The 24,072-nt window shown below is 66.1% G+C and carries 22 protein-coding genes; 15 read left to right on the top strand and 7 right to left on the bottom strand.

What is annotated here, in order from left to right; translation table 11 throughout:
* Window positions 1–3 precede the first annotated feature (3 nt).
* The 3 genes from NTZ26_03880 (at window position 4) to NTZ26_03870 (ending at window position 4,309) form a co-directional block, all read left to right on the top strand.
* Window positions 4–651, top strand: a complete 648-nt coding sequence (locus NTZ26_03880) for a class I SAM-dependent methyltransferase (GenBank protein MCX6559631.1) — start codon at window positions 4–6, stop codon at window positions 649–651.
* 32 nt (window positions 652–683) lie between these two features.
* The gene (ffh, locus tag NTZ26_03875; GenBank protein ID MCX6559630.1) at window positions 684–2,006 is read left to right on the top strand and encodes a signal recognition particle protein; all 1,323 of its coding nucleotides are present in this window, start codon (window positions 684–686) and stop codon (window positions 2,004–2,006) included.
* A gap of 68 nt (window positions 2,007–2,074) precedes the next feature.
* Entirely contained in the window at window positions 2,075–4,309 is a 2,235-nt protein-coding gene (locus NTZ26_03870) for a DUF4434 domain-containing protein (GenBank protein ID MCX6559629.1), read from the top strand.
* A 136-nt stretch (window positions 4,310–4,445) separates the two neighbouring features.
* Here NTZ26_03870 and NTZ26_03865 read toward each other — a convergent pair whose 3' ends face one another.
* From NTZ26_03865 to NTZ26_03845, 5 genes are all read right to left on the bottom strand, one after another.
* The gene (locus NTZ26_03865) at window positions 4,446–5,717 is read right to left on the bottom strand and encodes a hypothetical protein (GenBank protein ID MCX6559628.1); all 1,272 of its coding nucleotides are present in this window, start codon (window positions 5,715–5,717) and stop codon (window positions 4,446–4,448) included.
* The gene (locus NTZ26_03860; protein ID MCX6559627.1) at window positions 5,717–6,523 is read right to left on the bottom strand and encodes a glutamine amidotransferase; all 807 of its coding nucleotides are present in this window, start codon (window positions 6,521–6,523) and stop codon (window positions 5,717–5,719) included. Before NTZ26_03860 ends, NTZ26_03865 begins: the two co-directional genes overlap by 1 nt.
* 14 nt (window positions 6,524–6,537) lie before the next feature.
* Window positions 6,538–6,948 carry a CoA-binding protein gene (locus NTZ26_03855; protein ID MCX6559626.1) on the bottom strand — a complete coding sequence of 137 codons (411 nt, stop codon included), beginning with the start codon at window positions 6,946–6,948 and terminating at the stop codon, window positions 6,538–6,540.
* Between the two features lie 122 nt (window positions 6,949–7,070).
* On the bottom strand, window positions 7,071–9,890 hold the full coding sequence (locus NTZ26_03850) for a beta-N-acetylglucosaminidase domain-containing protein (GenBank protein ID MCX6559625.1): 2,820 nt from the start codon (window positions 9,888–9,890) through the stop codon (window positions 7,071–7,073).
* Window positions 9,891–9,939: 49 nt separating this feature from the next.
* Window positions 9,940–11,673, bottom strand: a complete 1,734-nt coding sequence (locus NTZ26_03845; protein ID MCX6559624.1) for a sodium:solute symporter — start codon at window positions 11,671–11,673, stop codon at window positions 9,940–9,942.
* Window positions 11,674–11,835: 162 nt separating this feature from the next.
* On the opposite strand from NTZ26_03845, the gene rpsP reads away from it, so the two are divergent.
* The 7 genes from rpsP to NTZ26_03810 all read left to right on the top strand — a co-directional run bounded on the left by rpsP (window position 11,836) and on the right by NTZ26_03810 (window position 16,687).
* Entirely contained in the window at window positions 11,836–12,087 is a 252-nt protein-coding gene (gene rpsP, locus NTZ26_03840) for a 30S ribosomal protein S16 (protein ID MCX6559623.1), read from the top strand.
* A 28-nt stretch (window positions 12,088–12,115) separates the two neighbouring features.
* Window positions 12,116–12,352, top strand: coding sequence for a KH domain-containing protein (locus NTZ26_03835; protein MCX6559622.1), 237 nt, complete (start codon window positions 12,116–12,118; stop codon window positions 12,350–12,352).
* 120 nt (window positions 12,353–12,472) lie between these two features.
* Window positions 12,473–12,862 (top strand): ribosome maturation factor RimM, encoded by a 390-nt coding sequence (gene rimM / locus NTZ26_03830; GenBank protein MCX6559621.1) that lies wholly within the window; start codon window positions 12,473–12,475, stop codon window positions 12,860–12,862.
* The gene (gene trmD, locus NTZ26_03825) at window positions 12,852–13,589 is read left to right on the top strand and encodes a tRNA (guanosine(37)-N1)-methyltransferase TrmD (GenBank protein ID MCX6559620.1); all 738 of its coding nucleotides are present in this window, start codon (window positions 12,852–12,854) and stop codon (window positions 13,587–13,589) included. The genes rimM and trmD overlap by 11 nt, the downstream gene beginning before the upstream one ends.
* Complete coding sequence (gene rplS / locus NTZ26_03820) at window positions 13,586–13,930, top strand: 50S ribosomal protein L19 (protein ID MCX6559619.1); 345 nt, start codon at window positions 13,586–13,588, stop codon at window positions 13,928–13,930. Before trmD ends, rplS begins: the two co-directional genes overlap by 4 nt.
* A gap of 25 nt (window positions 13,931–13,955) precedes the next feature.
* Complete coding sequence (locus tag NTZ26_03815) at window positions 13,956–14,585, top strand: ribonuclease HII (protein MCX6559618.1); 630 nt, start codon at window positions 13,956–13,958, stop codon at window positions 14,583–14,585.
* Complete coding sequence (locus tag NTZ26_03810; GenBank protein ID MCX6559617.1) at window positions 14,582–16,687, top strand: tetratricopeptide repeat protein; 2,106 nt, start codon at window positions 14,582–14,584, stop codon at window positions 16,685–16,687. Before NTZ26_03815 ends, NTZ26_03810 begins: the two co-directional genes overlap by 4 nt.
* Here the strand turns inward: NTZ26_03810 and NTZ26_03805 are convergent, their stop codons facing one another.
* Window positions 16,688–17,140 (bottom strand): hypothetical protein, encoded by a 453-nt coding sequence (locus NTZ26_03805; GenBank protein ID MCX6559616.1) that lies wholly within the window; start codon window positions 17,138–17,140, stop codon window positions 16,688–16,690.
* Complete coding sequence (locus NTZ26_03800; GenBank protein ID MCX6559615.1) at window positions 17,137–17,688, bottom strand: RNA polymerase sigma factor; 552 nt, start codon at window positions 17,686–17,688, stop codon at window positions 17,137–17,139. The genes NTZ26_03805 and NTZ26_03800 overlap by 4 nt, the downstream gene beginning before the upstream one ends.
* A gap of 142 nt (window positions 17,689–17,830) precedes the next feature.
* Between NTZ26_03800 and NTZ26_03795 the strand changes: the two genes are divergently transcribed.
* The 5 genes from NTZ26_03795 to NTZ26_03775 all read left to right on the top strand — a co-directional run.
* Window positions 17,831–19,360, top strand: a complete 1,530-nt coding sequence (locus NTZ26_03795; protein MCX6559614.1) for a DUF853 family protein — start codon at window positions 17,831–17,833, stop codon at window positions 19,358–19,360.
* Window positions 19,361–19,463: 103 nt separating this feature from the next.
* Window positions 19,464–20,444 (top strand): sigma-54 dependent transcriptional regulator, encoded by a 981-nt coding sequence (locus NTZ26_03790; GenBank protein ID MCX6559613.1) that lies wholly within the window; start codon window positions 19,464–19,466, stop codon window positions 20,442–20,444.
* A 173-nt stretch (window positions 20,445–20,617) separates the two neighbouring features.
* A complete protein-coding gene (locus tag NTZ26_03785; GenBank protein MCX6559612.1) occupies window positions 20,618–20,872 on the top strand; it encodes a hypothetical protein in 255 nt (84 codons plus the stop codon).
* A gap of 58 nt (window positions 20,873–20,930) precedes the next feature.
* The gene (locus NTZ26_03780; GenBank protein ID MCX6559611.1) at window positions 20,931–21,710 is read left to right on the top strand and encodes a hypothetical protein; all 780 of its coding nucleotides are present in this window, start codon (window positions 20,931–20,933) and stop codon (window positions 21,708–21,710) included.
* Between the two features lie 391 nt (window positions 21,711–22,101).
* Window positions 22,102–24,072, top strand: a 1,971-nt coding sequence (locus NTZ26_03775) for a malectin domain-containing carbohydrate-binding protein (GenBank protein MCX6559610.1), incomplete at its 3' end; no start/stop codon positions are given.

The raw sequence follows: 24,072 nt of genomic DNA, 5'->3' as shown, positions 1-24,072 counted from the left end.
ATCATGACCCAACGACGATTCGCCTTCCATCCGGCCTTGGCCGCGCTGCTTCTCGCCGCCTTGGCCCTGGCCGCGGCCCCGGCTCGTTCGCCGCAAGATCTGGACGCCAAAGTTCGCGCTTTCCTGGACCAGCGGGACGGCCGCTGGCACGATCTGAACATCCCTTCCGCCGACGGCAAGATCCTGTTCGACCTGATCGTCGAGAAAGGCTATAAGCGGGCTCTCGAGGTTGGGACCTCCACCGGCCACTCGGGAACTTGGATCGCCTGGGCCCTGAGCAAGACCAATGGCCGCCTGATCACCATCGAGATCGACGCCGACCGCCACGGCGAGGCTGTCCAGAACTTCAAGGCCGCCGGTCTGGCCGACCGGATCGAGGCCCGCCTCGGCGACGCCCACGGGATCGTGCCCAAGCTCGTCGGGCCGTTCGACTTCGTCTTTCTGGACGCGGACAAAGAGTGGAACCTCCAGTACGCCAAGGACCTCCTGCCTAAGCTGGCCAAGGGCGGCTGCATTGCCGTCCACAACATCTTCGGCCGAGGCCGTGGCTGGACTCGCGAATACTGGGACTTCATGGCCGCCCGGACCGACCTGGAGACGCGGGTTGAGTCCGGTTCCTCAGGCGGCCTCGTCCTGAGCTTCAAGAAGTAGGCTCACCTCCGGCGCCCCCGCGAGCCACCGCCATGTTCGATCAACTATCCGAACGCCTCCAGAAGGTGATGAAATATCTCAAGGGCGAGGTCCAGGTCACCGAGAAGAACATGGCCGAGGCTCTCCGGATGCTCCGGATGGCCTTCCTCGAGGCCGACGTCAACTATAAAGTCGTCAAGGACTTCGAAGCCCGCATTCGGGAGAAGGCCCTGCACCGGGAGGTGCTGGAGAGCTTGACCCCGGCCCAGCAGGTCATCAAGATCGTCCGCGACGAGATGACGGCCGTGCTGGGCGGAACCGACAAGCCCCTCCAATTCGCCAACACCCCGCCCTCGATCTTCATGATGGTCGGCCTGCAAGGCTCGGGCAAGACGACCACGACCGGCAAGCTGGCCCGTTGGGCCCTGGGCAAAGGCCGCCACCCCTTGCTTGTCTCCTTCGACCTCAAGCGGCCGGCCGCCCAGGATCAGCTCAAGATCATCGCCGCGTCCCTCCGCCTGCCTTGCTACGAGATGACGACGGAAAAAATGGCCCGGCCGCAGGAGGCCCTCCGCGATCTCCTCCGGGAGACGAAAGACCGCGGCCACGATCTTTTGTTGGTCGACACCGCAGGCCGTCTGCACATCGACGACGAGCTGATGGACGAGCTCAAGCTGGTCAAGACCAGCCTGGCCCCCATCGAGACGATCTACGTCGGGGACGCCATGACCGGCCAAGATGCCGTCAAGAGCGCCCAGGCCTTCGCCGAGCGGATCGGCATCACCTCGGTCATCCTGACCAAGCTGGACGGCGACGCCCGCGGCGGCGCGGCCCTGTCGGTCGTCATGGTTACCGGCAAGCCGATCAAGTTTGTCGGCGTCGGCGAGAAGCCCGACCAGCTCGAGGTCTTCCACCCCGACCGGATGGCTTCGCGCATCCTGGGCATGGGCGATATGCTGGGGCTGATCGAGAAGGCGGAGGAGGCCTCTGATCTCAAAGAGGCCGAGGAGATGGCCCGCAAGCTTCGCAAGGCCGAGTTCACCCTGGACGATTTCCGCAAACAGCTCGGCCAGATCAAGAAGATGGGCTCGCTTTCCGGCCTCTTGAGCCACCTACCCGGCTCGGGAGCCTTCAAGAAGCTGGCCTCGGCCGACATCGACGACCGCAAGCTGCTTCACTTTGAGGCCATCATCGGCTCCATGACCGAGCAGGAGAGGAACAATCCGAAGATCATCGACGGCAGCCGGCGCCGGCGGATCGGCCGCGGCAGCGGCCGTCCGGTGCACGAGGTCAACCAGCTCCTCAAGCAGTTCCAGGAGATGCAGCGGATGATGAAGGGCGGGGCCTTGAAGAAGATGATCGGCCGCATGGGCTGAGCCGGCCTGGCCTCGCCGCCGCTCCTCGGATAGAATCGGACCTGGCCCGCCCGGGCCGGGAGGTCGCCATGACGTCAGCTGTCCGATCCCGCATCCTTTGCGCTGTCATCGTTCTCGCCGCCTTCCTCATGCCTGCCTGCCGGGCCGATCGGCCCCGCCCCGGCGAGGCGAAAAAGATCAAGATCGAGGCCTCCGTGGGGGGCCGCCGGGCGGCGCCTGGGGATCGCGTCGAGGTCCGGATCAAAATCGGGCTCGCGTCCGCGGATCGCGATTTGAAGGTCGAGCTTCTGACGCCCGGGCGGGGGACCCGGATGCTGGATGCCCGACGGGATCCTTCCCGGGCCGGTGAATGGACCTCCGTCGTCGATCTCCCGGCGGACGCGCCCGAAGGCTTCTATGTCGTTACGGCGTCCGTCGCCGCCGGGCCCGGTCGGACGGCGGGCAAGGCGGCTTGGCTCGTGGGCCGCGCCGTGGGCGACTTTTTCATCACCAGCGCCGTCGACGGAGCCGATCCGGGCGGGGACGTCGAGCGCTATATGCACGGCTTCAAAGCTATCGGCGGCAATCTGGTTGTCGTTCACGACAATATCAACGGTAAGGCCTGGTATCCGTCCGCCTATTGCGCCAAGGCCGCGGCGGCCGGTTCGCCCGAAGACCGCGTCGGCAAGACCCTGGAGCTGGCCGATCGGCTCGGGATGCCCGTTCTGCTCTCGGTCGTCTGGGATATGACCCGCTTGCTGCCGGGGGCCGAGCGGTGGGCCAGCCAGCGCGAAGTCATGCGGGAGATGTGGTCGCTTTACGGGAGCCACCCCTCTCTCTTCGGGTTCTACGACTATCAGGAGGGGAGCGGCACTTATTTCGCCGCCCACGTCCGCGAGTTTTCCGATGCCGTCAAGGCCCTCGATCGGGGGCTGTATTCCGCCTGCGCGCCTTATCTGGACGATCCGCTCCTGGCCGGGTACTTGGCGGCGATCGACAGCCTGGACATTTCGATCTACCAGGGTGCTTTCGAGGCCTCCTATCGGCCGGATAACCGCAAGAATTTCCCGGTCCGGCGGACGCGCGATTTCGCGGCCCTTTCAGCCGGGGCCATGCGCGCCGCCGGCAAGATCGCACTCTCGCACGTAGAGCTCTTTGGCTATCTCGAGCGCCGTTACGGCGGCGATTATTTGGCCACTCCGGCGGACGCCTTCGATCAGATCGCCAGCGCCTCGACTTCGGCCGGCCCGGACGGGATCACGCTCTTCACCTGGCATACCAATGTTTACCGCATGGGCCGGACCAACCCGGCCGCGCTTGAGACGGGAGCCGCGGTCGAGAAAGGGCTGCGGTTTTATCGGGCCGCGGCGGGGAAGGCGGCCGTATGGCCGGGGGACGTGACGCTCTACATTCCCTACAGCGACTGGTGGACCGATCGCTGGTCGGCTTCGATCGTCCCCGCCCTGGACGCCCTGCGGACGGTCGGCCTCGCGGCCGACATCGAGCCGTTTATCCCGCCCCGCGGCGAGGAGATCCTGCCTTTTTATCCCTACGGCCGGAACGAGGCGCAGATGAACGGCTGGCTGGCGCGAAAGACCGTGCTCATCCTGGCCGACATTTCCGGTATGCAGGACACCGACAGCGCCCTGCTCAAGGCCTTCGTCGAGAAGGGCGGGACCGCGATCCTGTTCGGGCCGGCGATCCCCTACGGCGATCTGTTCGACCGCGAGGCGCTGGTCGGAGGAAAAGAGGGGGCGTCGGCCCCACGGTCACACCTGATCATCCGCGAACCGGCCTTGGCGGCAGTCGCCGCGGGCGGACATGCGCCCGCGGGCCGCGGGTTCGCGCTGGCGGGGCTTCAGGCATCCGCCTGGACTCCGACAACCGCGCATGCCGCCGTCGTCTTCGATGACGGCGGGGCTGCGGTTCTGGTCAACACTTTCGGGCTGGGGGCGGTCGTGACCTGTTCGTTGAGCCTGAAGGATGCCGCCGCGAAAGCGCCTGCCCTCCTGCTCGATATCATCGATTTCGCCCTGGCCCGTTCTGGGAAAATGAGGCCTTTTGATTGGGATGGCGTCGCGGAAGTCATGGATATCGCTCAATCCGGGAACCGGGACGCTGCCGCGCTGGCGGCGACCAACCCGGGGCCTGGCCTCGTCGATCTGGATTTGCACCCGCGCTTTCTGAAGCCCGACCGTTCCTATGAGCTGACCGACCTGCTGACCGGAATGAGCCGGACGATGACGGGGAAGGAGCTGGCTTCGATCCGCCGGAAGCTACGGCCGTATGAAGCCCTGGCTTTATCGATCCAGGCCCGTCGATAAAAAGGGTTTTAAAAGGATCAGCTCCTATCTCCGGGAAATGAACGCGGACGGGGGTGTCGGCCAATGGCGAAATCGCGAAGCCGCCGGGCCGATACCCCGAACCGCCGATGTTTCCCGAAGATAGGAGAAGAATCTTTTATAAGTTGCTCAGCAGCGCCCGGACTCGTTTCAACAGGATCGCCCCGGCATCCGGCCGGAACGGAAAGACGCCATAGATCATCGGCGCGCACCAAGCCGCATAGTCAGAGGGATCGTCGTAGGCCTCGGACGTGGGGATGTACCCCACGACGCCGTTGGCGAAGCCGACGGGCATGATCGGATCGGACGCGCGGCGCCAAGCGGCGGCATAACCGGCGAAGATTTCCCCCGGCAGGGCAGCGATCTTGACGGAACCGATGGCCAGGGCTTGCCCGGGGATGCCTAAGAGGCGGGGATCCCGCCGCATGTCCGCCCGTTCGGCCAAGGCCCGGACTTCCCATTCCCGGGCAAACCGGGCCGCACCCGGGAAACGATCATAGCGTTTGGCGAACGATGCGGCGAACAGGCCGATGCGCGCGGCGCTATAAACCTGCAGCGGGAGGGCGACCCGGATTTCGTCCGCCTTCACGGTCGCCGCTTTCAGCGCGACGGCCCGGCTTTCCGCCCTGACCAGCCGGCCGGCGATGATCTCGCCATAAAGCTCGAGATCCTCCCTGGTCCCTTCCCCCCAATGGGCGGCTTGGGTGACCGGGTCGACGTCGCCGCAGAAACCCTGCAGGAACACGCCCCGTCGGCCGCGGGCTTCGAGGGCGGCCGCCGCCGCGCCGGGCCAATCGGCCGAGATCTCCGGCCCCGGGCCCAGGACGACGGCGTGGCAGGCGTAGCTCCAGAGATGGATCCGGTCGACGCCGCGGTCGAAGACGATCGTCTTCAAGAGCGGGTCGATGTCCCGGAAGTCGCCGGTCCGGCGGTTATAGCCGATCGGCTCGATCATTTCGAAGGCCCAGGCCGCGGCCGCCGGCCGGACGTCGCGCTCGGCCGCTGCGGCTGTGTCGACGACGATTGTGCGCAGCTTGTCTGCGAATCCGGGTGCGGCGTCTCCCAGCCCCGGCATCGGATGGACGGCCGGTCCCGAATGGGTGTGGGTGCAAGTCAGCAGGACCGACGCGCGCGGCAGGCCGATGTTCTTCGCGATCGCTTCGCGGATCGCGTCCGACAACTCCACCGTCAGGCCGATGAGGTCGCAGGCGACGATGACCGTGCCCGTGTTTCCGCGGCGCAGATAAAGAACCCGGGATTTTAAGTCGTCCCGGACGCGCTTCGCCTTGCGGTTCAGATAGAAGCCGTAGCCGCAAAGATCGACACCTTGGGGCGGGGTGATCACCGCTTCGCCATAGCCGCAGAGCAAGGAGTCTTTTTCGCGTGGCATCACACCCAGCGCTTGGGACCGGCCTTGATCACGTAGTCGAGGCAGGTCAGCCAGAAAGCCGGATAGCCGTCCCAATAGACGAAGTTGCAGCCCCAGTGGGGGGCGGGGTCCGACGTGTAGGCCAGGACGCGGCCCTGGCCGAATTCCCGGACGGCTACCAACGGGTCGCCCGTCTCCTTGACTTTGAGCAGGACGCGGCCGTCTTTGATCGGAACGGTCTTGTTATACCCCAGGAGCGGCGGCATCGAGCCCAGGTTGATTCCCCGGAAGAACGTCCGTCCGGCCGGCGTCGCCAACGGCGCATAGCCCTCCGTCGATTCGACTAGGTCCTCGTAGTCCAGGCAGCGGACCGGCAGGAGATTCTTGAGGAGCGTGCGCCCCCAGCCGCCCTTGCCCAGCTCCCCGTTGAAGGAATACCAGCCGCCCAGAAGCATCAGCCCCTTGCCGGCTTTGACCGCTTCCAGAGTCAACCGCAGGCGGTCGGGGAAAACGAGCGGCTTGCGGCCGAACTTGGAGCGATCGAAGAAATTGGGGGCCAGTTGGAAGAGCTTGGCGTCCACGTCGCTGAAGATGAAGACGTCATATTCGTCCAGGATCTTCTCGTAGTCGCCGGGCCCCAATCGATTATAGAAGTCCCAGCTCGGGATGGAAGCGACCTGGTGCTCGCCCGTCGACTCCAGGGCATCCTTCAGCCAGACGCCGTAATTAAAGATGTCCAGGCCCTTCGGGGAATGGAAGAACGGCGTCTCGGCGAAGACCGGTCCCGTCATCACTGCCCAATCGCCGACATAATAGACCTTGGCCATGTTTGTGCTCCTTTCTAGCCTTGACCGCAATCCGCTTTGAGGGCCTGCATCATCAGGCAGACTCCGCTGACGACGGTGATGCCGTTCCCGGCGCAGAACGCGACGGCGGCCGCCGACTCCGCTCCCGGCTGCATCCAGACGCGGCGGATGCCCGCGGCCAGGGCCTCTTGGACGGCCTGTTCGGATCGCACCGGCGGCATCACCAGGACCAGGGCTTCGACGTCGGCGGGAAGGGAGGCGATCGTCGGGTAGGCGCGGCGGCCCAGGATCTCGGATGCATGGGGATTGACCGGATAAGCCCGGTAGCCCTTGTCCAGGAGGTCGGCGAAGACGATGGAACCGTACTTGCGCCCGTCGCGCGAAGCGCCGACGACGGCGAAGACGCGGCTCCCAAGGATTTCATCGATGGCGTCGGTCGTCGTCATGGGCGGTCGTTTTCCGGCTGCGCGCTCATACGTTCGCGGCGCTGAAACCCCGATTTTAAACCGGGGTAATACGCACCGCTCAGTATTAACAGGGTTTATTATGTTCCACGTCCGCGCCCCGGTCAACGGCGATCCGCCGCGCCATAGACGATCAGGCTGTCCAGCCGAACGCTTGCCTTCTCGGCCGGATTGATCAGGACGAGCCGGACCGTATGGCGGCCATCCGCGAGATCGTAGGCCCAAAACGGTGTGTCCCGGCGGTCATGGTCGTTCGTCGGCAGGACGGCTGTTTCCCGCCGCTTCTCGTCGATCCAGACTTCGACCCGCAATTCCGCCGGCCCCGCCTCGCCGATCCGGGTCCCGCCGTTCACGGCGAATCCCTTCCCCGCGAACTCGAAGGCGTACTCCGCCCGCAGATCGCGGTTGATCGGGCGGCGCTCGAGGGGCCGCAAGCCGGCGAACGAAATCTCGAGCGGCACTTCGGTGGGCTCCTGGGTCGAGATCGATACGGCATCCCCGTCGGTCCGCCCGCCGGCCTTCGCCACCATGGCCAGGGCCTGCCGGAAGGACATGTCGGCCGCCTGGCGGAGGGAAATCCCGACGTAGGGGAAGGCGATGTCCTCGACCGCGGCCAGCCCGGCTTTCCATCGATCAGGGATGCCGCTCAGCCCGTAGAGGACCCCAAGGATCCCGCCGGCCGAGGCCGGGTTGCAATCGGAGTCGTCGCCGCAGCGGGCGGCGATGTCCAGCGTCCGGCCGAAATCGCCCCCGCCGTAGAGAAGGCCGATCAGGACCCAGGCCGCGTTGATCTTGGCGTCGATGTCGAAGGGAGAGAAGACGCCTTCGGGGCATCCGACCTCGTCGCCGTAGCGGCGCTGGATCTTGAACCAGTTCGCCCGCCAGTCCGCCGGGTTCTCGCGCCAGCCCGCGATCACGTCGCGCATGGCCCGAGCGAAATCGCTCTGGGCCGGGATGGCCCGCAGGGCTTTCTCGGCGATCGTCGGGATGTCCGTCTCGCCGAAGGCCAGCGCCAGCATCTCGGCGATATAGACCCCGCCGTACCAGCCGTCGCCGTAATTCATGATGTGGCCGACCCGGTCGCAGATCTCCGCCGCTGCGTTGGGCAGGCCGGGCGCCATCAGGCCGGCGAAATCCGCCTCGATCTGGAAGTCGATGTCGTCGGCGTGGGGATTGTCCAGCCAATGGCCGGAGCGCGGTGGCAGCAGGCCGCGCAGGATGTTGGAGCGGGCCATCTGGTTGGCGTGCCAAAGGGGGTAAGGCGCTTCGGCGAAAGCTTTGGCGAAGGCCTCGGCCTTGGCCCCGAGCCCCTCCTTGTCCAGGACCTTGACGAAGGTCAGGTCCATGTAGACGTCGTCGTAAAGGCCGGGCGAGTCGCGGAAAGCCCGGGCCATGGCCCCGTCGTCCCAAGGGATCGGCTGGCCGTCGGGGATGAACGTCCCCTGGTAGCGGAACTCGGTCGGGCCGCCGTAGGTGCAGCCGATCGTCTGACCGGCCCAGCCGCCGCGGATCTTGTCCAGGAGGGCGGCCTTGGAAAGCGAGACCGTCTTCCCGGCGGGCGGCACCGTCATCTTCCTCATCAGGCCGATGTGGGCGGCGATCGTCTTTTTCGTTTCGGCATAGCGGCCCGGGAATTCTACCTCCAGCCGGTGCGCGACGTCCTTGACCGAAGCCAGAAAGGACGCTCCGGCGTCCGAGCCGCCAGGCCCTTTCAGGCGGGCCGCCATCGTTTCAACGGCGCAGTTGTAAGCCGTGGAGCTGCTGCCCGAAAGAAGATTCCCCGGGTAGATGCCGACCAAGTCGGCCAGCGTCTGGCGGCGCGCGGGCGATGGATCCTGCAGGGCGACGGCCTGCCCGATGGAGCGGGCGGGATCATAGGCCCGCGGGTTGTATGCGTAATCAGCGCAGGTCAGGAGCGGGATGCGGTTGATCTCGTTCTGAGGGGAAAGCGGGTTGGCCATGTACCCGTCCACGACTTCGTCCAGGTCGGGATCGCGGCCGACAAGCGGGCCGAGGTGCAGGGCCCCGGTTCGGTCGTTGACCGGGTAGTTGTCCCAGAGGATAAGCTTGTGGCGGACCGCCTTTTTAAACGATTCGGCCGCCGCCCGGGTGATGCGCGGGGTGACGACCGCGTCTCCCGTCCAGAACAGAAAAATATCCGGGTCGAGGCTTCGGCCGAGGGCTTCGAGGTAGGCCTTGGCGTCGCCGGCGTCGCCCCGGCCCCAATAATACGTCGGGCAGAAGATCAGCTGCGCTCCCGGATCCTTGACCCGGAGCCTCTGCCCGAGCTTGTCGGCCAAGCCGGCATGGCCCGCTCCGAGCTCGGCCGGCGTCTTGCCCTTGACGTCGATGTCGTCATACGACAGGCTGAACCAGCGCACGCCCAGGCCTTGGACCCAGGCGAAGCGGGACCAAAGAATCTCGAAGTCTTCGGCGCTGTCCAGACGCAGGGGGCTGTCGGTGAAAAGCGCCGGATGGAAGGAGAAGCAAAAGGTGATCCCGTTGTCGCGACAGGCTTGGGCGACGGCGGCCAGGCCCCGCTTCGTTTCCTCCGAAAACGGCTCTCGCCAGCGGTTCACGAGCTTCTCTCGGTCGCTGAAGACGCTGGTGTAGCAGCTCATCAGAAAATTCATCCGGCCCTGCCGCAGGGTCGGAATCTCGGCCAGATATTGATCGAAGCTCCAGGCCCAGCCCTTCGTGCCCCGGATCTTGAACCGCGGCTCGGCCTGCCCCGCGGGAAGCGGAGTCGGGAACGGCAGGGGGTTTTCCGGAATGGTCACCCGATAGGGGACCGCGACGGGGGCGGCCTGAATTTTTGCCGCCGCCGCCAAAGGCGCGGGGATCGCCGCGTTGACGCCCGCGACGACGACGAGGGCGCCGACAACCAGAATGACGAGGACCGCCGTTATGGTTATTTTTCGCATCGCTCTCCTCCAGGCCGCGCTCGCGGCCGCCGGATTCCCCCTGTCGCCTTTAAAGAACCCGCCGGATCAAGGCCGCGCCGAACAGGCCCGCGCCCGCCGCGCCTGCGGCGAGCAAGCCCCAGGATCCCGCGAACACGGCATTGGTCGCCACGACCAGGCCGAGGCAGGCGCCGATCCCGATCAAGCCGTCGGCGACGAGCCGGCCCGTTTTCGGCGCGATCGTGCCCTCCCGGGCTTTTTCGCGGATGCCTTTCCAACGCCCCGGCGGGCGGCAGCGCTCGTAGAAGGCGACCAGCGTCTCCGTCTTCTCGGCGGGCGTGAGCAGGGTCACTCCGATCAGCACGACGAGGCTGACCAGAAACAGCAGGCCCGTCCCCTGCCAGAAGGGCTTGTGCTGGAAGCCCAGGCCGAACCAGAGCAGGACGGATAAGGGCAAGCCCAAGACGATGGCCGCGATCTCGCCCCAGACGTTGAACCGCCACCAGAAGAAGCGAAACCACGACAGCGGCAGGATGAAGACGACCATGACCGAATTGATGAACAGGAACCAGCTGACCATGCCCTCGACGAACAGGACGGCCACGACTGCGGCCACGACGAAAAGGACCAGGGTCGTCATTCGGCTGACCAATACCTGCCGGCGCGGTGGATCGGCAGGGCGCTGCGGCCGGTAGAAATCGTTGATGACCAGGCTCGAGCCCCAGTTGATGAGCGAGCTCAGCGTCGACATGAAGGCGGCGGCTTCCGAAGCCACCAGGACGCCGATGAATCCGGCCGGCAGGCGAGTGGCTCGGATGAGCTCGCCCCAGGCATGGGCCGGATCGGCCAACAGCTTCGCGCCCGCCGGGACGGGGCCGACCTGGCCGACCAAGTCCTTGGTCCAGAAGAGCGATAGTGCGACGACTCCCAGCCCGATGAGGGGGATGGTCCGCAGCGATAAGGCCAGAAAGGAGTTGAAGAGCTGGCCGCCGATGGCGTGCTTCTCGTTCTTGGCGCCCATGAACCGCTGGGCGGTCATGCCCTCGCCGGCGGTGGGCGAGCCGGCGTAGAAAAGCCCCTGCACCACCAGCATGGCCAGGGTCAGGGCCGGGATGAGCGGCGTCGGAGGAATCTGTTGCAGGCCGGCGGGCCGGATCATCCGGACCCGGTCGATGACGGCCGCCCAGCCGCCATGCTGCGGCACGGTCAGGAAGAAGAAGGCCAGGCTCCCTGCGAGTAGGATGCCGAACTGGACGACGTCGGTGAACACGACGCCGGCCAGGCCGCCGAAGACGGTGTACAAGGCCGTTACCCCGCCGAAGAGAAGTAGGATCTGAATCTCGGAAAGCGGCAGAAGCGGGGCCACCGTCTTGGCGAAGAACCCCGTGATGTAGGCGATGATGATGATCGCGTAGGCGAACAGCAGGAAGGCGTAAAGCCGACGGGCGATGACGGCCGGCCGCCCGCCGTAGCGGAGGGTGATGAGCTCGGCCGTCGTGACGACACCCATCCGCCGCCACATCCCGGCCCAGACGACGGCCACGAGAGGCATCCAGACGACCCAGGAGGCCCACCACATCCAATTGCCCGCCAGCCCAAAGACCAGGATGAGCATGATGAAGCCGCCGTTGCCGGATTGATAAGTGGCGGTGTTGGACAGCCCGATGGCCCACCAGGGGAGGCTGCGGTTGCCGGTGAAATAGCCGGAGGCTCCGTCGCGGCCGGCCCGGCGGGTGAAAAACAGGCCCACGCCCAGAGAGAGCAGGCACAGGGCGGCCAGAACGATCCAATCGGCAATTCCCACCCGGCCAAATTATCAATTCGGCCCGGGAATGTCAAAGCGCCGCTCTATCTGCCTGAAAATATTGGCGATCGCAAGGCTTCAGAAGACCTTTTTTTTCGTTGACTTGAGAGGCGTTTTTCGCTATTATCTCTAACCTATTTCAATTGAATGGATTAACTACCCATGATGTCTATGCGTTTGACTCGTATCGGCTCCAAGAACCGGCCCGCCTATCGGATCGTGGTGGTGGACTCCGAGCGGCCCCGCGAGAGCAGGGCCAAGGAGTATATCGGAACCTATAATCCGACGACCGAACCGGCCGAAGTGAAGATCGACGTGGCCAAGGCCCAGGCCTGGATCGCCAAGGGCGCCAAGCCCTCCGAGACCGTCCAGTCCCTCCTGACGAAAGCCCTGAAGAAGGCTAAAAAAGCCTAATTCCGTTTCGCACCCTTAGGAGGTCACCGTGAAGGAGCTCGTCGAACTTATCGCCAAAGCTCTCGTCGATCAGCCCGAGAAAGTCGCCGTTTCCATTCTCGACGGCGAGCAGACGACCATCCTCGAGCTGAAGGTGGCTCCCGAGGACCTCGGCAAGGTCATCGGCAAGCAGGGCCGGACCGCCCGGGCCATCCGCATCATCCTGGGCGCGGCGGGCATGAAGACCAAGCGCCGTTTCAACCTCGAGATCATCGAGAAAGGCTGATTTGAAGATCATCGGGGCGGTTCTGCGCAGCCAGGGGCGGGCGGGCGAGCTGAAGATCCGCCTGGACGAGACGAACCTGCCCGAGGCTTTTTTTTTGCCGTTTTCCTGAGGCGCCGGGGGATCGACCGGGAATACCGGGTCGAATCCCTGACCCAACGGCCGGGAGGCTCGGTTCTCAAGCTTCGCGGGGTGGACTCGATCGGGCAGGCTGAAGCCCTGGCCGGCTGTGAGATCGTCGTCCCCGAAGAAGCCATGCCGAGCCCGGCGGCCGACCGCCACTATATCGCCGACCTGGTCGGTTGCCGGGTGGCGACCTCCGGCGGCGAGGCCTGGGGCGTCGTTGCCGAGGTCATGGAAGCCGGCGGCGCGGCCGTCCTCGTCGTCCAGCGGGCCGACGGCCGCGAGGCCTTGGTGCCCCTGGCCTCCGCCGTTTGCCCGGTGATCGAAACCGCCGCCAAGCGGATCGTGATCGATCCGCCGGACGGCCTATGGGACTTGAATGAGATTTGATATAATCACGATCTTCCCCGAGATGTTTTCGGGCGTTTTCTCCGAGGGAGTCGTCCGGAAAGCGATCCAGAAAGGGCTGATCGAGGTCAAGGTGCACGATTTGCGCGACTATACGACGGACAAGCACCGCCAGGTCGACGACCGGCCGTTCGGCGGCGAGGAAGGGATGGTCTTCAAGCCCGAGCCCCTTTTCGCCGCCGTCGAGGCCGTTCGCACCTCGGCCGCGACACCCATCTACCTCCTCTCGCCCCAGGGCCGGACCTTCGACGGCCGCCTGGCCGAGGAGATGGCCGCCCGGGACCAGATCGTCCTGATCTGCGGACGGTACGAAGGTGTCGACGAGCGCGTCGGCGAGCACTTGGCCACGGAGGAGATCTCCATCGGCGACTATGTCCTGACCGGGGGCGAGATTCCGGCCATGGCCGTGGTGGACTCGGTGTCGCGCTTCGTGCCCGGGGTCGTCGGCAAGGCGGCTTCGGTCCGGCACGATTCGTTCATCGGGAGCCGGCTGGATTTCCCGCATTACACCCGGCCCCGGACTTTCCGCGGGCACTCCGTCCCCGCCGTCCTGTTCTCCGGCGATCATAAGAAAATCGAGACCTGGCGTCGGCGGAAAGCGCTGGAGAAGACGGCCCGCCGCCGTCCCGACCTCCTGACGCGCCAACCCCTGACGACCGAAGAACGACATATTCTGGCCCCCGGCCGCAAGGAAAGGAACGAAACATGAACACGATGCAGATGGTCGAAGAGAAGTATATGCGGAAGGACCTCACCCCCTTCGCCGTCGGGGACACCGTCAAGGTCCACGTCCTGATCAAGGAAGGCGACAAGGAACGGGTCCAGATCTTCCTCGGCGACATCATTGCCATGCGCGGCGCCGGGATGAACTCCTCCTTCACCGTCCGCAAGATCTCCTTCGGCGTGGGAGTCGAGCGCATCTTTCCGATGCACTCCCGGTCGATCAAGAAGATCGAGGTCGTCCGCCAGACCAAAGTCCGCCGGGCCAAGCTCTATTACTTGCGGGCCCTCAAGGGCAAGGCGGCCCGCCTGCGCGGCGACCAGCGCTGACCCGGCCGCCGCGGACGATCCTGCCGTGGCGGACTTCTCCCTGGAGCGATCCGGCGCCGGCGACGGCCGCCGGATCATGGCCGGTGTGGACGAAGTCGGCCGCGGTGCGCTGTGCGGCCCGGTCGTGGCCGCGGCCGTCGTCTTCCCTCTCGCTCTGATCCTGGCCGAGCCCCCCGACTGGTTGGCCCGGACCGACGACTCCAAGCGCCTGTCGCCGAAAGCCCGCTCGATCCTTGTCCGCCGCATCGTCGCCGCGGCCGCAGTGGGCATCGGCGTCAGCCCCAGCGGCGAAGTCGACCGCCTCAACGTCTTCCATGCCTCGCACGCCGCCATGCGGCGGGCCGTGGCCGCGCTTCCCATCCGGCCCGACCTGGTTCTGGTCGACGGCGTTCCGCTCCGGGAGGCCGGTTTTCCCCAGCGCGCCGTTCCGCAGGGCGACCGGATCTCGACCTCGATTGCGGCCGCCTCGATTGTGGCCAAGGTCCTGCGCGACGCCCTGCTCGTCTTCTGCGGCCGCCTCTATTCCGGCTACGGCCTGGCCCGGCACAAGGGCTACGGCACGGCTGACCATTACCGGGCCCTGGACCTCCTCGGCCCGACCCCTTTTCACCGCCGGAGCTTTACACTACAATCGGAGCGGACGTTGTTCGAATGAACGGCAAGAGCGACCACCCCCGACCGGCCGAGGCCGCGGAGCGCCTGGTCAAGGCCGGCCGGTTGGGCGAAGCGGTCACCGAGTACGAAAAGATCCTGGACGGCACGGCCCAGGATATCCCCATCCGCAACATCATCGGCGATCTCTGCGTCCAGCTCGGGCGCGAAGAGCGCGCCGTCCGTGTCTTCCGGGCCAACGTCGAGGCGTTGGAGGCGCACGGCTCCTACCCCCAGGCGCTGGCCCTGGCCAAGCGCATCTACAAGCTGGCTCCGGCCGACGCCTCCATCATCGTCAAGCTGGGCGATCTCTACAGCCGGCTGGGCTTCTTGGGCGAGGCCAAGGGCGAATACGCCCGGGCTCTGGATCGCCTGGGCGACGACGACGCCAAGGACCGGATCGCCCTGGCCGAGAAGCTGGCCCGGCTGGATCGCTCGGACGTCGAGGCCAGGCTGCGGTTGGCGGGCTTTCTGGCCGCGGCGGGCTTGTTCGATCGAGCGGCGGCCGAGCTCAACGAGACGGCCGACGTCTATCTCGCCCGCGGCGATGCGGCCGAGGCCGAGCGCGTCCTGCGGGAGGCCCTGCGGATCAAGGACGGGGAAGCCCGGACCCTGGCCAACTTGGCTCGGGTGCTGAAGCGGGGCCAGCGGATGGAGGAAGCCGTCAAGCTGATCGAGGAGAGCATTCGTCGGCACGGCCCCCAGCCGGGGCTCGTGGCTCTCCTCGGCGATCTCTACCTGGAAGGGCGGATGGACGCCAAGGCCAAGGACGTCTTTCAGCGCCTCCTGGAGGAGGACCCCGACCGGGCGGACGCCCGGGCCAAGATGGGGATCATCGAGCTTCGCTCCGGGCGCCCCGACGCGGCCTTCACGCTTTACGAGCCGCTCGTCGCGTCCTTGCTCAACCGGGCCAAAGAGGACCGGGCGGCCGGTCTGCTCGGGCTCATCCTGTTGTCCCATCCCTCCCATCTCCCCAGCCTGGACAAGCTGGCCTCCGTGTTTCGTCGGGGCGGGCGGATCGAGCATCTGGAAGCGGTCCTCCGGCTACTCAACGAGGAAGCCCGCCGCCAGGGCCGCGAAGACATCCGCCGACGGACGGTCCGCGAGCTGCTCGACCTGAGACCGGAAGACGGGGCCCTTAAAAAAGAGTGGAAGACGATCAAGGATGTGGGGGGCCAGGAGGCCGGCGAGGACTTGCCGGAACGGGCCGCCGCTTGGCCCGCCAAGGACCGGGAGATCATCCTGACGAACCTGACCAAGGCGGACCTCTTCGTCGAGCAGGGCTTGATCCGCAACGCCCACCGCATTTTGGAAAACCTCCGCCTCCTCTATCCCGACGATCCCCGGATCAAGGACAAGCTGAGCGCCCTGCCGGCCGAGCCGCCGCCGCCCGGCGCCGAGGATTTGGCCGCCCTCGTAAGCCGCCTGGCGGCCGAGGATGAGCGCCGGAGCCGGACCGGGGCCCCGCCCCCGGCCCTCTCCCTGCCCGAAAAAATCGTATCCGACACAGTTTCGCTGGAGGAGATCTTCGGCGGGACGGATCTGGCGGCCAATCCGGTGAGCCCGGCGAGCAGGATCGTTTATCCCGACCTGACGGCCAAGATTCGGGAGGAGCTGGAGGCCATCGAGGCCGAGTCCTTCCGCCAGATCAAGGACCGGACGGCCGTGATCGAGAAGGATCTGAACGAGATCGTGGCCGAGTTCCAGCGGCAGGTGGAGAGGAAGCTCGATCGAGCCGACTACGAGACCCGCTATAACCTCGGGCTGGCTTTTCTGGAGCAGGGCCTGCTCGACGAAGCCGTGGCCGAGTTCAAGCTGGCCGCGGAGGACCCGACCCGGACGATCGATTGCTATGCCTTGATCGCCCAGGCCTTTCGTCGTCGCAAGAACCATTGGGAGGCGCTGCGCTGGATCGACGAAGCCTTGCGCCGGGCCGGACAGGGGACGGATGCAGACTTCGCCCTGACTTTCGATCGGGCGGAGATTCTGGAGGACCTCAACGAGAACGTCGACGCCCTGCGGCATTTCCGCCGGGTGCAGACTTGGAACGGTACTTACCGCGACGTTGCCAAGCGGGTCCGCATATTGGAACGAATCACGGGCTGATCAGCGTCGATTGGACGGGCCGGAAGGGCGGGGAAGAAACAAAAAGACGGTCGGCCCCGGCCCGGGACGAAGCATGATCCAGACGGGCGGGTTTTCGGGCGGATGCGAGAGGAGCGGATTCGGGGCGAAAAGCGGGGACACAAGCGCCTTGGGATCGGCCGGCAGCATCTCGCCGGCCCGGCTGTCCGGGAGGATCGGGGCGGCCGGCCGCGGTCCAAGGGACAGAAACAAGGCGCCGCTCACAAGCGCGGCCAGCATCGCGGCGGCGGCCCAGACGGGCCGTCCGAGAGGAGCCGCCCGTTCGGGAACGGCGGGCTCCGGTGCTTGGCGGACGGCTCGGCTGAGCAACTCCCGCCATTCGTCCTCGGTCCACTCCGGCCGCAAAGCGCCGGCGGCCCAATGACGGAGATCGCGCCGGGCGGCAGCGTATTCCATCCGGCCGCGGCGCTTCATGACCGGCTCCCGTCCGTCGGGGGATTGAGCTCCAGGTAGCGGGCCCGGACCTTGCGGCGGGCGGCGCTGAGATGCACCCGGACCGAGATGGCCGATGAGCCGACGACCCGGGCCGTCTCCTCGACATTGAGATCCTCGATGTCGCGCAGCAGGAAAACTTCGCGCTCGCGGGCGGATAAGCCGTCCAAGCAGGCCATCAGCCGGACCCGGAAAACGGCCCGCTCGTGCCCGGCCTCGGGGCTCTCGGCCGGTCGGCGTCCGATGAGATCGGGGGCCGCGTAGCCCAAGCCGATGTCCCGCTCCAGGCGTTTTTTTTGGAAGGAACGGGCCGTGTTGACGGCGATCTGATAGAGCCAGTTCCGGAAGCCGAGGGACCGATCGAAGCTACGGAGATAGCGGAAGGCGCGAAGCAGCGCCTCCTGCGAGACTTCCTTGGCGTCTTCAGGATCGCGGACGATCCGGGCCGCCAGGCCCAGGAGGGCCCCCCGGTACGGCGTCACGAGCGGCTCGAAAGCCGCCGCGTCCCCGGCCAGGACCCGGTCGATCAAGACGTTCTCCTGCTCGTCCATTTCATATGGCAGTATACCCCCTCGGCGGCGCGGAAGTTAAGGGCCGGAATGCCGCCCGGACGAGTGCGGCCTCTTTCATGCGGCGCCCCGTTGGGTTATATATATGGTGAAAGGAACCCCCATGAACCCAAGCGAAGGACTCCTCATCGCCCAAGGCCCCAAGGACCTCTATCTGCTCCCCCGTATGACCAACCGGCACGGCCTGATCACGGGAGCCACCGGCACGGGCAAAACCGTTTCGCTCCAAGTCCTCGCCGAGAGCTTAAGCGCGGCCGGAGTCCCGGTCTTCATGGCCGACGTCAAAGGCGACTTGTCCGGGATCTCCCGGCCGGGCGGGGCGAACCCGAAAGTCGACGAGCGGCTTAAAAAGCTGGGGCTGAAGAACTTTCCGTTCCAGGCGAGCCCGGTGACGCTGTGGGATATCGACGGCGTCCAGGGCCATCCCGTCCGGACGACGATGAGCGAGATGGGGCCGCTCCTGCTCAGCCGGATCTTCAACCTGAATGAGGTCCAGGCGGGCGTGCTGAACGTGGTCTTCCGGGTGGCCGACGACGACGGGCTCCTGCTCCTCGACGTCAAGGACCTGCGGGAGATGCTGAATCACGTCTCGGAAAACGCGACCGATATCTCGGCCCGGCTGGGCCGGGTTTCCGCGGCTTCGGTCGGGGCCATTCAGCGGGCCCTCCTCGATCTCGAGACGCAGGGCGGGGATAAGCTCTTCGGCGAGCCGGCCCTGGACATCGAGGACTTCCTCCAAACCGACCGCCAGGGGAAGGGGCTGGTCAACATTCTCGCTGCCGACAGGCTGCTGCTTCAGCCCAAGCTCTATGCCACGTTCCTGCTCTGGCTCCTGTCCGAGCTTTACGAGCGCCTGCCCGAGGTGGGGGATCTGGACAAGCCGAAGCTCGTCTTCTTCTTCGACGAAGCGCACCTGCTCTTTGCCGACGCGCCCGAGGCGCTGCTGCAGCGGATCGAGCAGGTCGTTCGGCTGATCCGGTCCAAGGGCGTCGGCGTCTTTTTCGTCACCCAGAGCCCGCTCGACATCCCGGATATCATCCTGGGCCAGATGGGCAATCGCATCCAGCATGCCCTGCGGGCTTTCACGCCGCGGGACCAAAAGGCCGTCCGCGTTGCGGCCGAAACCCTGCGGACCAACCCCAAGCTCGACGCCGAGAAGGCCATCGGGGAGCTGGCCGTAGGCGAGGCCCTGGTCTCCTTCCTGGACGAGAAAGGCCAGCCCGGCGTCGTCGAGCGGGCCTTCATCCGTCCGCCCTGGAGCCAGATCGGGCCGATCGCTTCCGATATCCGGCGCGGTCTCATTCAGGGATCCGTCCTCTATGGGCATTATGAGAAGGCCATCGACCGCGAATCGGCCTTCGAGGTACTCCGGGCCCGGGCCGAACAGAGGACGGCGCCCGCGGCCCCGCCGCTGCCGTCCCAACCGATCCCGGCGCCGGCGAGAACGCCGCGCGAATATCCCCCGGCCTCGGAGACTCCCTACGAAGCGCCGCGCGCCCCCCGCCCGGCGGGCCGGCCGCGGGAGACGATGATGGAGTCCATGGCCAAGAGCGCGGTCCGATCCATGGGCAGCCAGATCGGCCGCTCGATCATCCGCGGCGTCTTAGGCGGGATTCTGGGCGGGAAGCGTTAGCCGCCTTCTGCCGGCTGAGTGAGAAAATCCCTCCGCCTAAGCGTCTCCTCTTTTGTCGCGGGCGTTTCGAAGGCCTGCGGCGAGGGCGAAATGGCGGCGGTCCATGCGGAACGGAAACGGAATCCTGGCCGGGACGAGCGAATCGTTCGCCCGCATCCTGGCCCTCATCGACAAGGTCCGGGACCTGGATGCCCCGATCCTGATCGTGGGCGAGAGCGGCACAGGCAAGGAGCTCATTGCCCGGGAGATCCACGGCCGCGGTGGGCGGGCCGACAAGCCCTTCGTCGCCGTCAATTGCTCGGCCATCCCCGAGCACCTGCTGGAATCGGAGCTCTTCGGCCATGTCCGGGGCGCATTCACCGGCGCCATGCGGGACAAGCCCGGCCTGATCGAGGAAGCCGGCGGCGGGACCTTTTTCCTGGACGAGATCGGCGACCTGTCGCCCGCCCTGCAGGCGAAGCTGCTGCGCGTCCTGCAGGAACGGGAGCTCCGGCGGGTGGGCGAGACCCGGACCCGCCGCGTGGAGGCCCGCTTCCTCAGCGCCACGAATAGAGACCTGGAGAAGGAGATCGCCCGCGGCCGCTTCCGCGAGGACCTCTACTACCGGCTCAAGATCATCGTCATCGAAGTGCCGCCGCTTCGTGAACGTCGGCCGGACCTCCTCTTTCTGCTGGACCGCTTCGCCGAGCGATACGCCTTGGAGATGGGCCGGCCCAAGGTCGGGTTCGCCCCCCGGACCGTGGATCTGTTGTTCCAATATGCCTGGCCGGGCAACGTGCGAGAGCTCCAGAACGAGGTCCAGCGGGCGGTCATCCTGTGCGGCGATGACGGCATCGTGCGGCCGGAACACCTCTCGCCTAAGCTTGATCCGCGCCAAGAAACGGGGTCCGCCGCGCCCGCCTCGACTTACGCCGAGGCCAAATCCGAGTTCGTGCGGCGCTTCCTGCGCCAGGCCCTGGAGCGCTGCGATTTCAATAAAGCCCGCACGGCGGAGCGCGTCGGGCTGTCCCGTCAGGGCCTGTTCAAGCTGATCAAACGCCACGGCGTCGCCGAAGCCGAGGCCCAAGCCGACGGCAAGCCCTAGGCGGCCGGGCTTTCCCGGCCTCGGATGCGTATGTTCGCGGCGCCGAAAGCCCGATTTTTAAATCGGGGTCATAAGCGCCGCTCAGTATTAACCCTTCTAATACCCCGGGCTTCAGCCCGGGGTATCGAGCGGGTTTATTGCCCCGGTCCACCGGTTCTGGTAGATTGGGGCGTATGAGCGATAAAGTTTTCGAGATTACCTGCCCCCATTGCCGGACCGTGCTCTGGGTCGATGGGGAGGGCCGCAAAGTCCTCAAGACGGAGAAGCCGGCCAAGAAAAAGGAATCCCTCGACGACCTGCTGGCCAAGGAGAAGGAAAAGCGCGACGGGATGGCCACCAAGTTCGAGGCCACGGCCACCTTGGAGCAGGAGAGGATCAAAAAGGCCAGGGAGAAGTTCGATCTGGCCCTGGAAAAGGGCGAAAAATAAGGTGTCGATTTACAATAACGCGGCTTCTGCTTAGAATAGGCTGGACCTAGAAGCTGCCATGCAACGCCCGCGCCCGGATTTCGATCACGAGGCCGAGTACCGGCGCTTCCTTCCCAAGATCGAGCGCATCTGCCGGATCGGCGTGGCCGGCAAGAAGATTGAGGTCATCGGCGGCGACAACCTCGTTCGCCGCGGGCCCAACATCATGATCGGCAACCACATCGGCTCTTACAAGGATGTGGCGACCCTGTTCCTGACCGCGGTTCGGCCCCTGTTCTTCAACGCCAACGCCCAGATCTTCACCCGGTCCGAGTTCGCCTCGCTGGTCCGCAAACATCTCAAGCGCCACATGGGCCGGGCCGGGCTGATGCTGGACTTCCTCCTCAACCCGTACAAGTTTCTGGTCGTCGATTTCATCACTTCCAACATCGCCCGCATCGGGACGATCCCCGTCTACCTGCTCAGCGGCAAGCGCGAGGCGGTCGAGCGCTGCGAAGATTACATGCGCCGAGGCCGGGCCGTCGTTTCGCTGCAGGGGCGCGGGCGGGTCGACCCCCGGGCGCCGAATCCTTACATCTGGCCGTTCGGCCGGGGCACGGCGTTCGTGGCCTACGATCTGCTGGAGCGGGAAGGCCTGCACGTGCCCGTCACTCCGTTGGCGCTCTTCGGCACCCAGGTCCCCTGGCCGGTCCCCTTTACCATTCGGATAAGCGTCGGCGCGCCGATGTTCGTCCGCGATTTCCTCGGCGGGGGCCGCGACGCCTCCGTCCTGCGCTTCAAGGCCGCCCTGGAAGACCGGGTTCTGGCCCTGTTCAAAGATATTCTCCGCCGTCGTTAGCCCCGCGGCCCGAGGCCGCCCATCCACTCTCGGGAGGGAGCGTCATGAGACTGAAGAATGCCCTGGTCCCGATCCTCCTCGTTCTGACGGCAGCGGCCTGCGCCCCTCGGTCCAAAGCCCCTCCGTCTTCGCCGTCAAGGCGGACGGCGTCATCGTCGCGGGCGGAGCGGCCCGGCTTCCGGGACCCGGCGATCCGGCGGCGGCCGGCTTCGAGGGATATGTTCCCGAGAAGTTTCCCCGGCTGGGGCCGGAGGACTACTGTCTCAAGACTCTCCACAAGGGCAAGCGGACCTATATCCTGGCCGCCGGCGGGGACGGTCCCGGCGTCCTGTATGCGGCCTACGCCCTGGTCGAGAAGTTCGGCGTCCGGTTTTATCTGGATGGCGACGTCGTGCCCGACGAGCGGGCGCCCATCCGCCTGCCCGACGTGGATGAGACCTCTCGCCCCCTGTTCGCCCTGCGGGGCATCCAGCCGTTCCACGATTTCGCCGAGGGACCGGATTGGTGGAACGAGGACGACTACAAGGCCGTCTTCGCCCAGCTGCCCAAGCTGCGGATGAACTTCTTCGGGCTGCACACCTACCCCGAGAAGAACCCCAACGCCGAGCCATTGGTCTGGATCGGCACGGAGGAGGACCAGGGTCTGGACGGCCGGGTCACGTTTGCCTACCCGGCCAGCTGGCAGAACACGCTGCGTTCCAACCAGGGCTCGCACAACTGGGGCTACCGGCCGAAGCCGACCGGCCGCTTCCGGCTGGGCGCTTCCGGCCTCTTCGAGCGCGACGATTTCGGGCCGGAGATCATGTTCGGACTGATGCCCGAGCCGTCCTCCCTCGAAGCCAGCAACGAGCTCTTCAACCGCACGGCCGCGATGCTGCGGGGCGCCTTCACCCTGGCCCGCGGGCTGGGCATCCGGACCTGCGTCGGGACCGAGACGCCGCTTACGGTTCCGGCCCTGGTCCGGGAGCGCTTGAAAAAGCTAGGCAAGGACGCGGCTAAGCCGGAGGTCATCCGCGAGCTCTATGCCGGGATGTTCCGCCGCTTGGCGGCCGCGTTCCCGGTCGATTATTACTGGCTATGGACGACCGAAAGCTGGACTTGGTCGGACGCCAAGCCGACCGAGATCGAAGCGGTCATGACCGACCTGGATATGGCCGTTCAGGCGGCCAAGGATGTGGCCGCGCCGTTTTCGTTGGCCACTTGCGGTTGGGTGCTCGGCCCCCCCAGCCGGCGGACGCTCTTCGACGAGCGCCTGCCCAAATCCGTCGCGGTGAGCTGCATCAACCGCGAGGTGGGCAAAGCCCCGGTCGATCCCGCGTTCGCCCGCATCGGCGATCGCCCCAAGTGGGTCATCCCCTGGATGGAGGACGATCCCTCGCTGACCTCGCCTCAGCTATGGGCCGGCCGGATGCGGCGCGACGCCGTCGACGCCCGCCGCTTCGGCTGCGACGGCTTGTTCGGCATCCACTGGCGGACGCGGATCCTGTCGCCCAACGTCATGGCCCTGGCCAAGGCAGCCTGGGATCAGAGCTGGAATACCCTGCCGATGAACTTTGCCGATCTCGTCGGCCCGGTCAACGGCGTTTATGTCCGGGCTCCCCAGGGGACGATGCCGACCGAGGGTCAGGCCGTGGTTTACGCGGACGTCCGCGATCGCGTCGCGGGCTATCGCCTTCTCGTCCCCGAAGGCCGTTATGACGTCACTCTCAAATTTTGCGAGACGGAGATCGACCGCAAGGGAGGGCGCGTCTTTGATGTCCTGATCCAGGGCAAAAAAGTCGCCGAAGCCGTAGATATCTTCGATCGGGTAGGCCGGTACCGGCCGCTCGACCTGGTCTTCCGCAATGTCACGGCCGAAGACGGCCGGCTGGTCGTGGACTTCGGTGATCGGATCCACTACCCATCCCTGGCCGGCCTGGTCGTCGAAGGCAAGACGAAAGCCGGCGCCGCCTTTGCCAAAAAGATCAATTGCGGCGGGCCGCGGGTCGCCGATTTCGAGGCCGATTGGCCCGAGACCCCGCGCTCGCTCCCCGTAGACGACCTCTATCTGGATTGGGCCCGCAACCAGTTCGGCCGCGGCGCCGACTCGGAGATCGCGGCTCTTTTCGCCGGTCTCGACGGCCGGTTGCCCATCCCGGTGACTTGGACCGACGGGCCCGGCGGGATCCGGCCCGATCCCAATCCTTGGGCCGCGGTCGCTCCGGCGTACGCCTACGTCGACGAGCTGGCCGCCCTGCGGTCCCGCATTCAAGGTGCGGGCGCCCAGGCCCGGTTCGATTACTGGCTTCGGGCTTTCGAATCCATGCGCGAAACGGCGCGCTTCCAGTGCCTCTGGGCGGAGTACAACGCCGCCCTGGAAAAG

The sequence above is a fragment of the Candidatus Aminicenantes bacterium genome, from assembly GCA_026393855.1.
Classification (GTDB): domain Bacteria; phylum Acidobacteriota; class Aminicenantia; order Aminicenantales; family UBA4085; genus UBA4085.
This window is presented reverse-complemented; position numbering and strand designations above follow the sequence as displayed.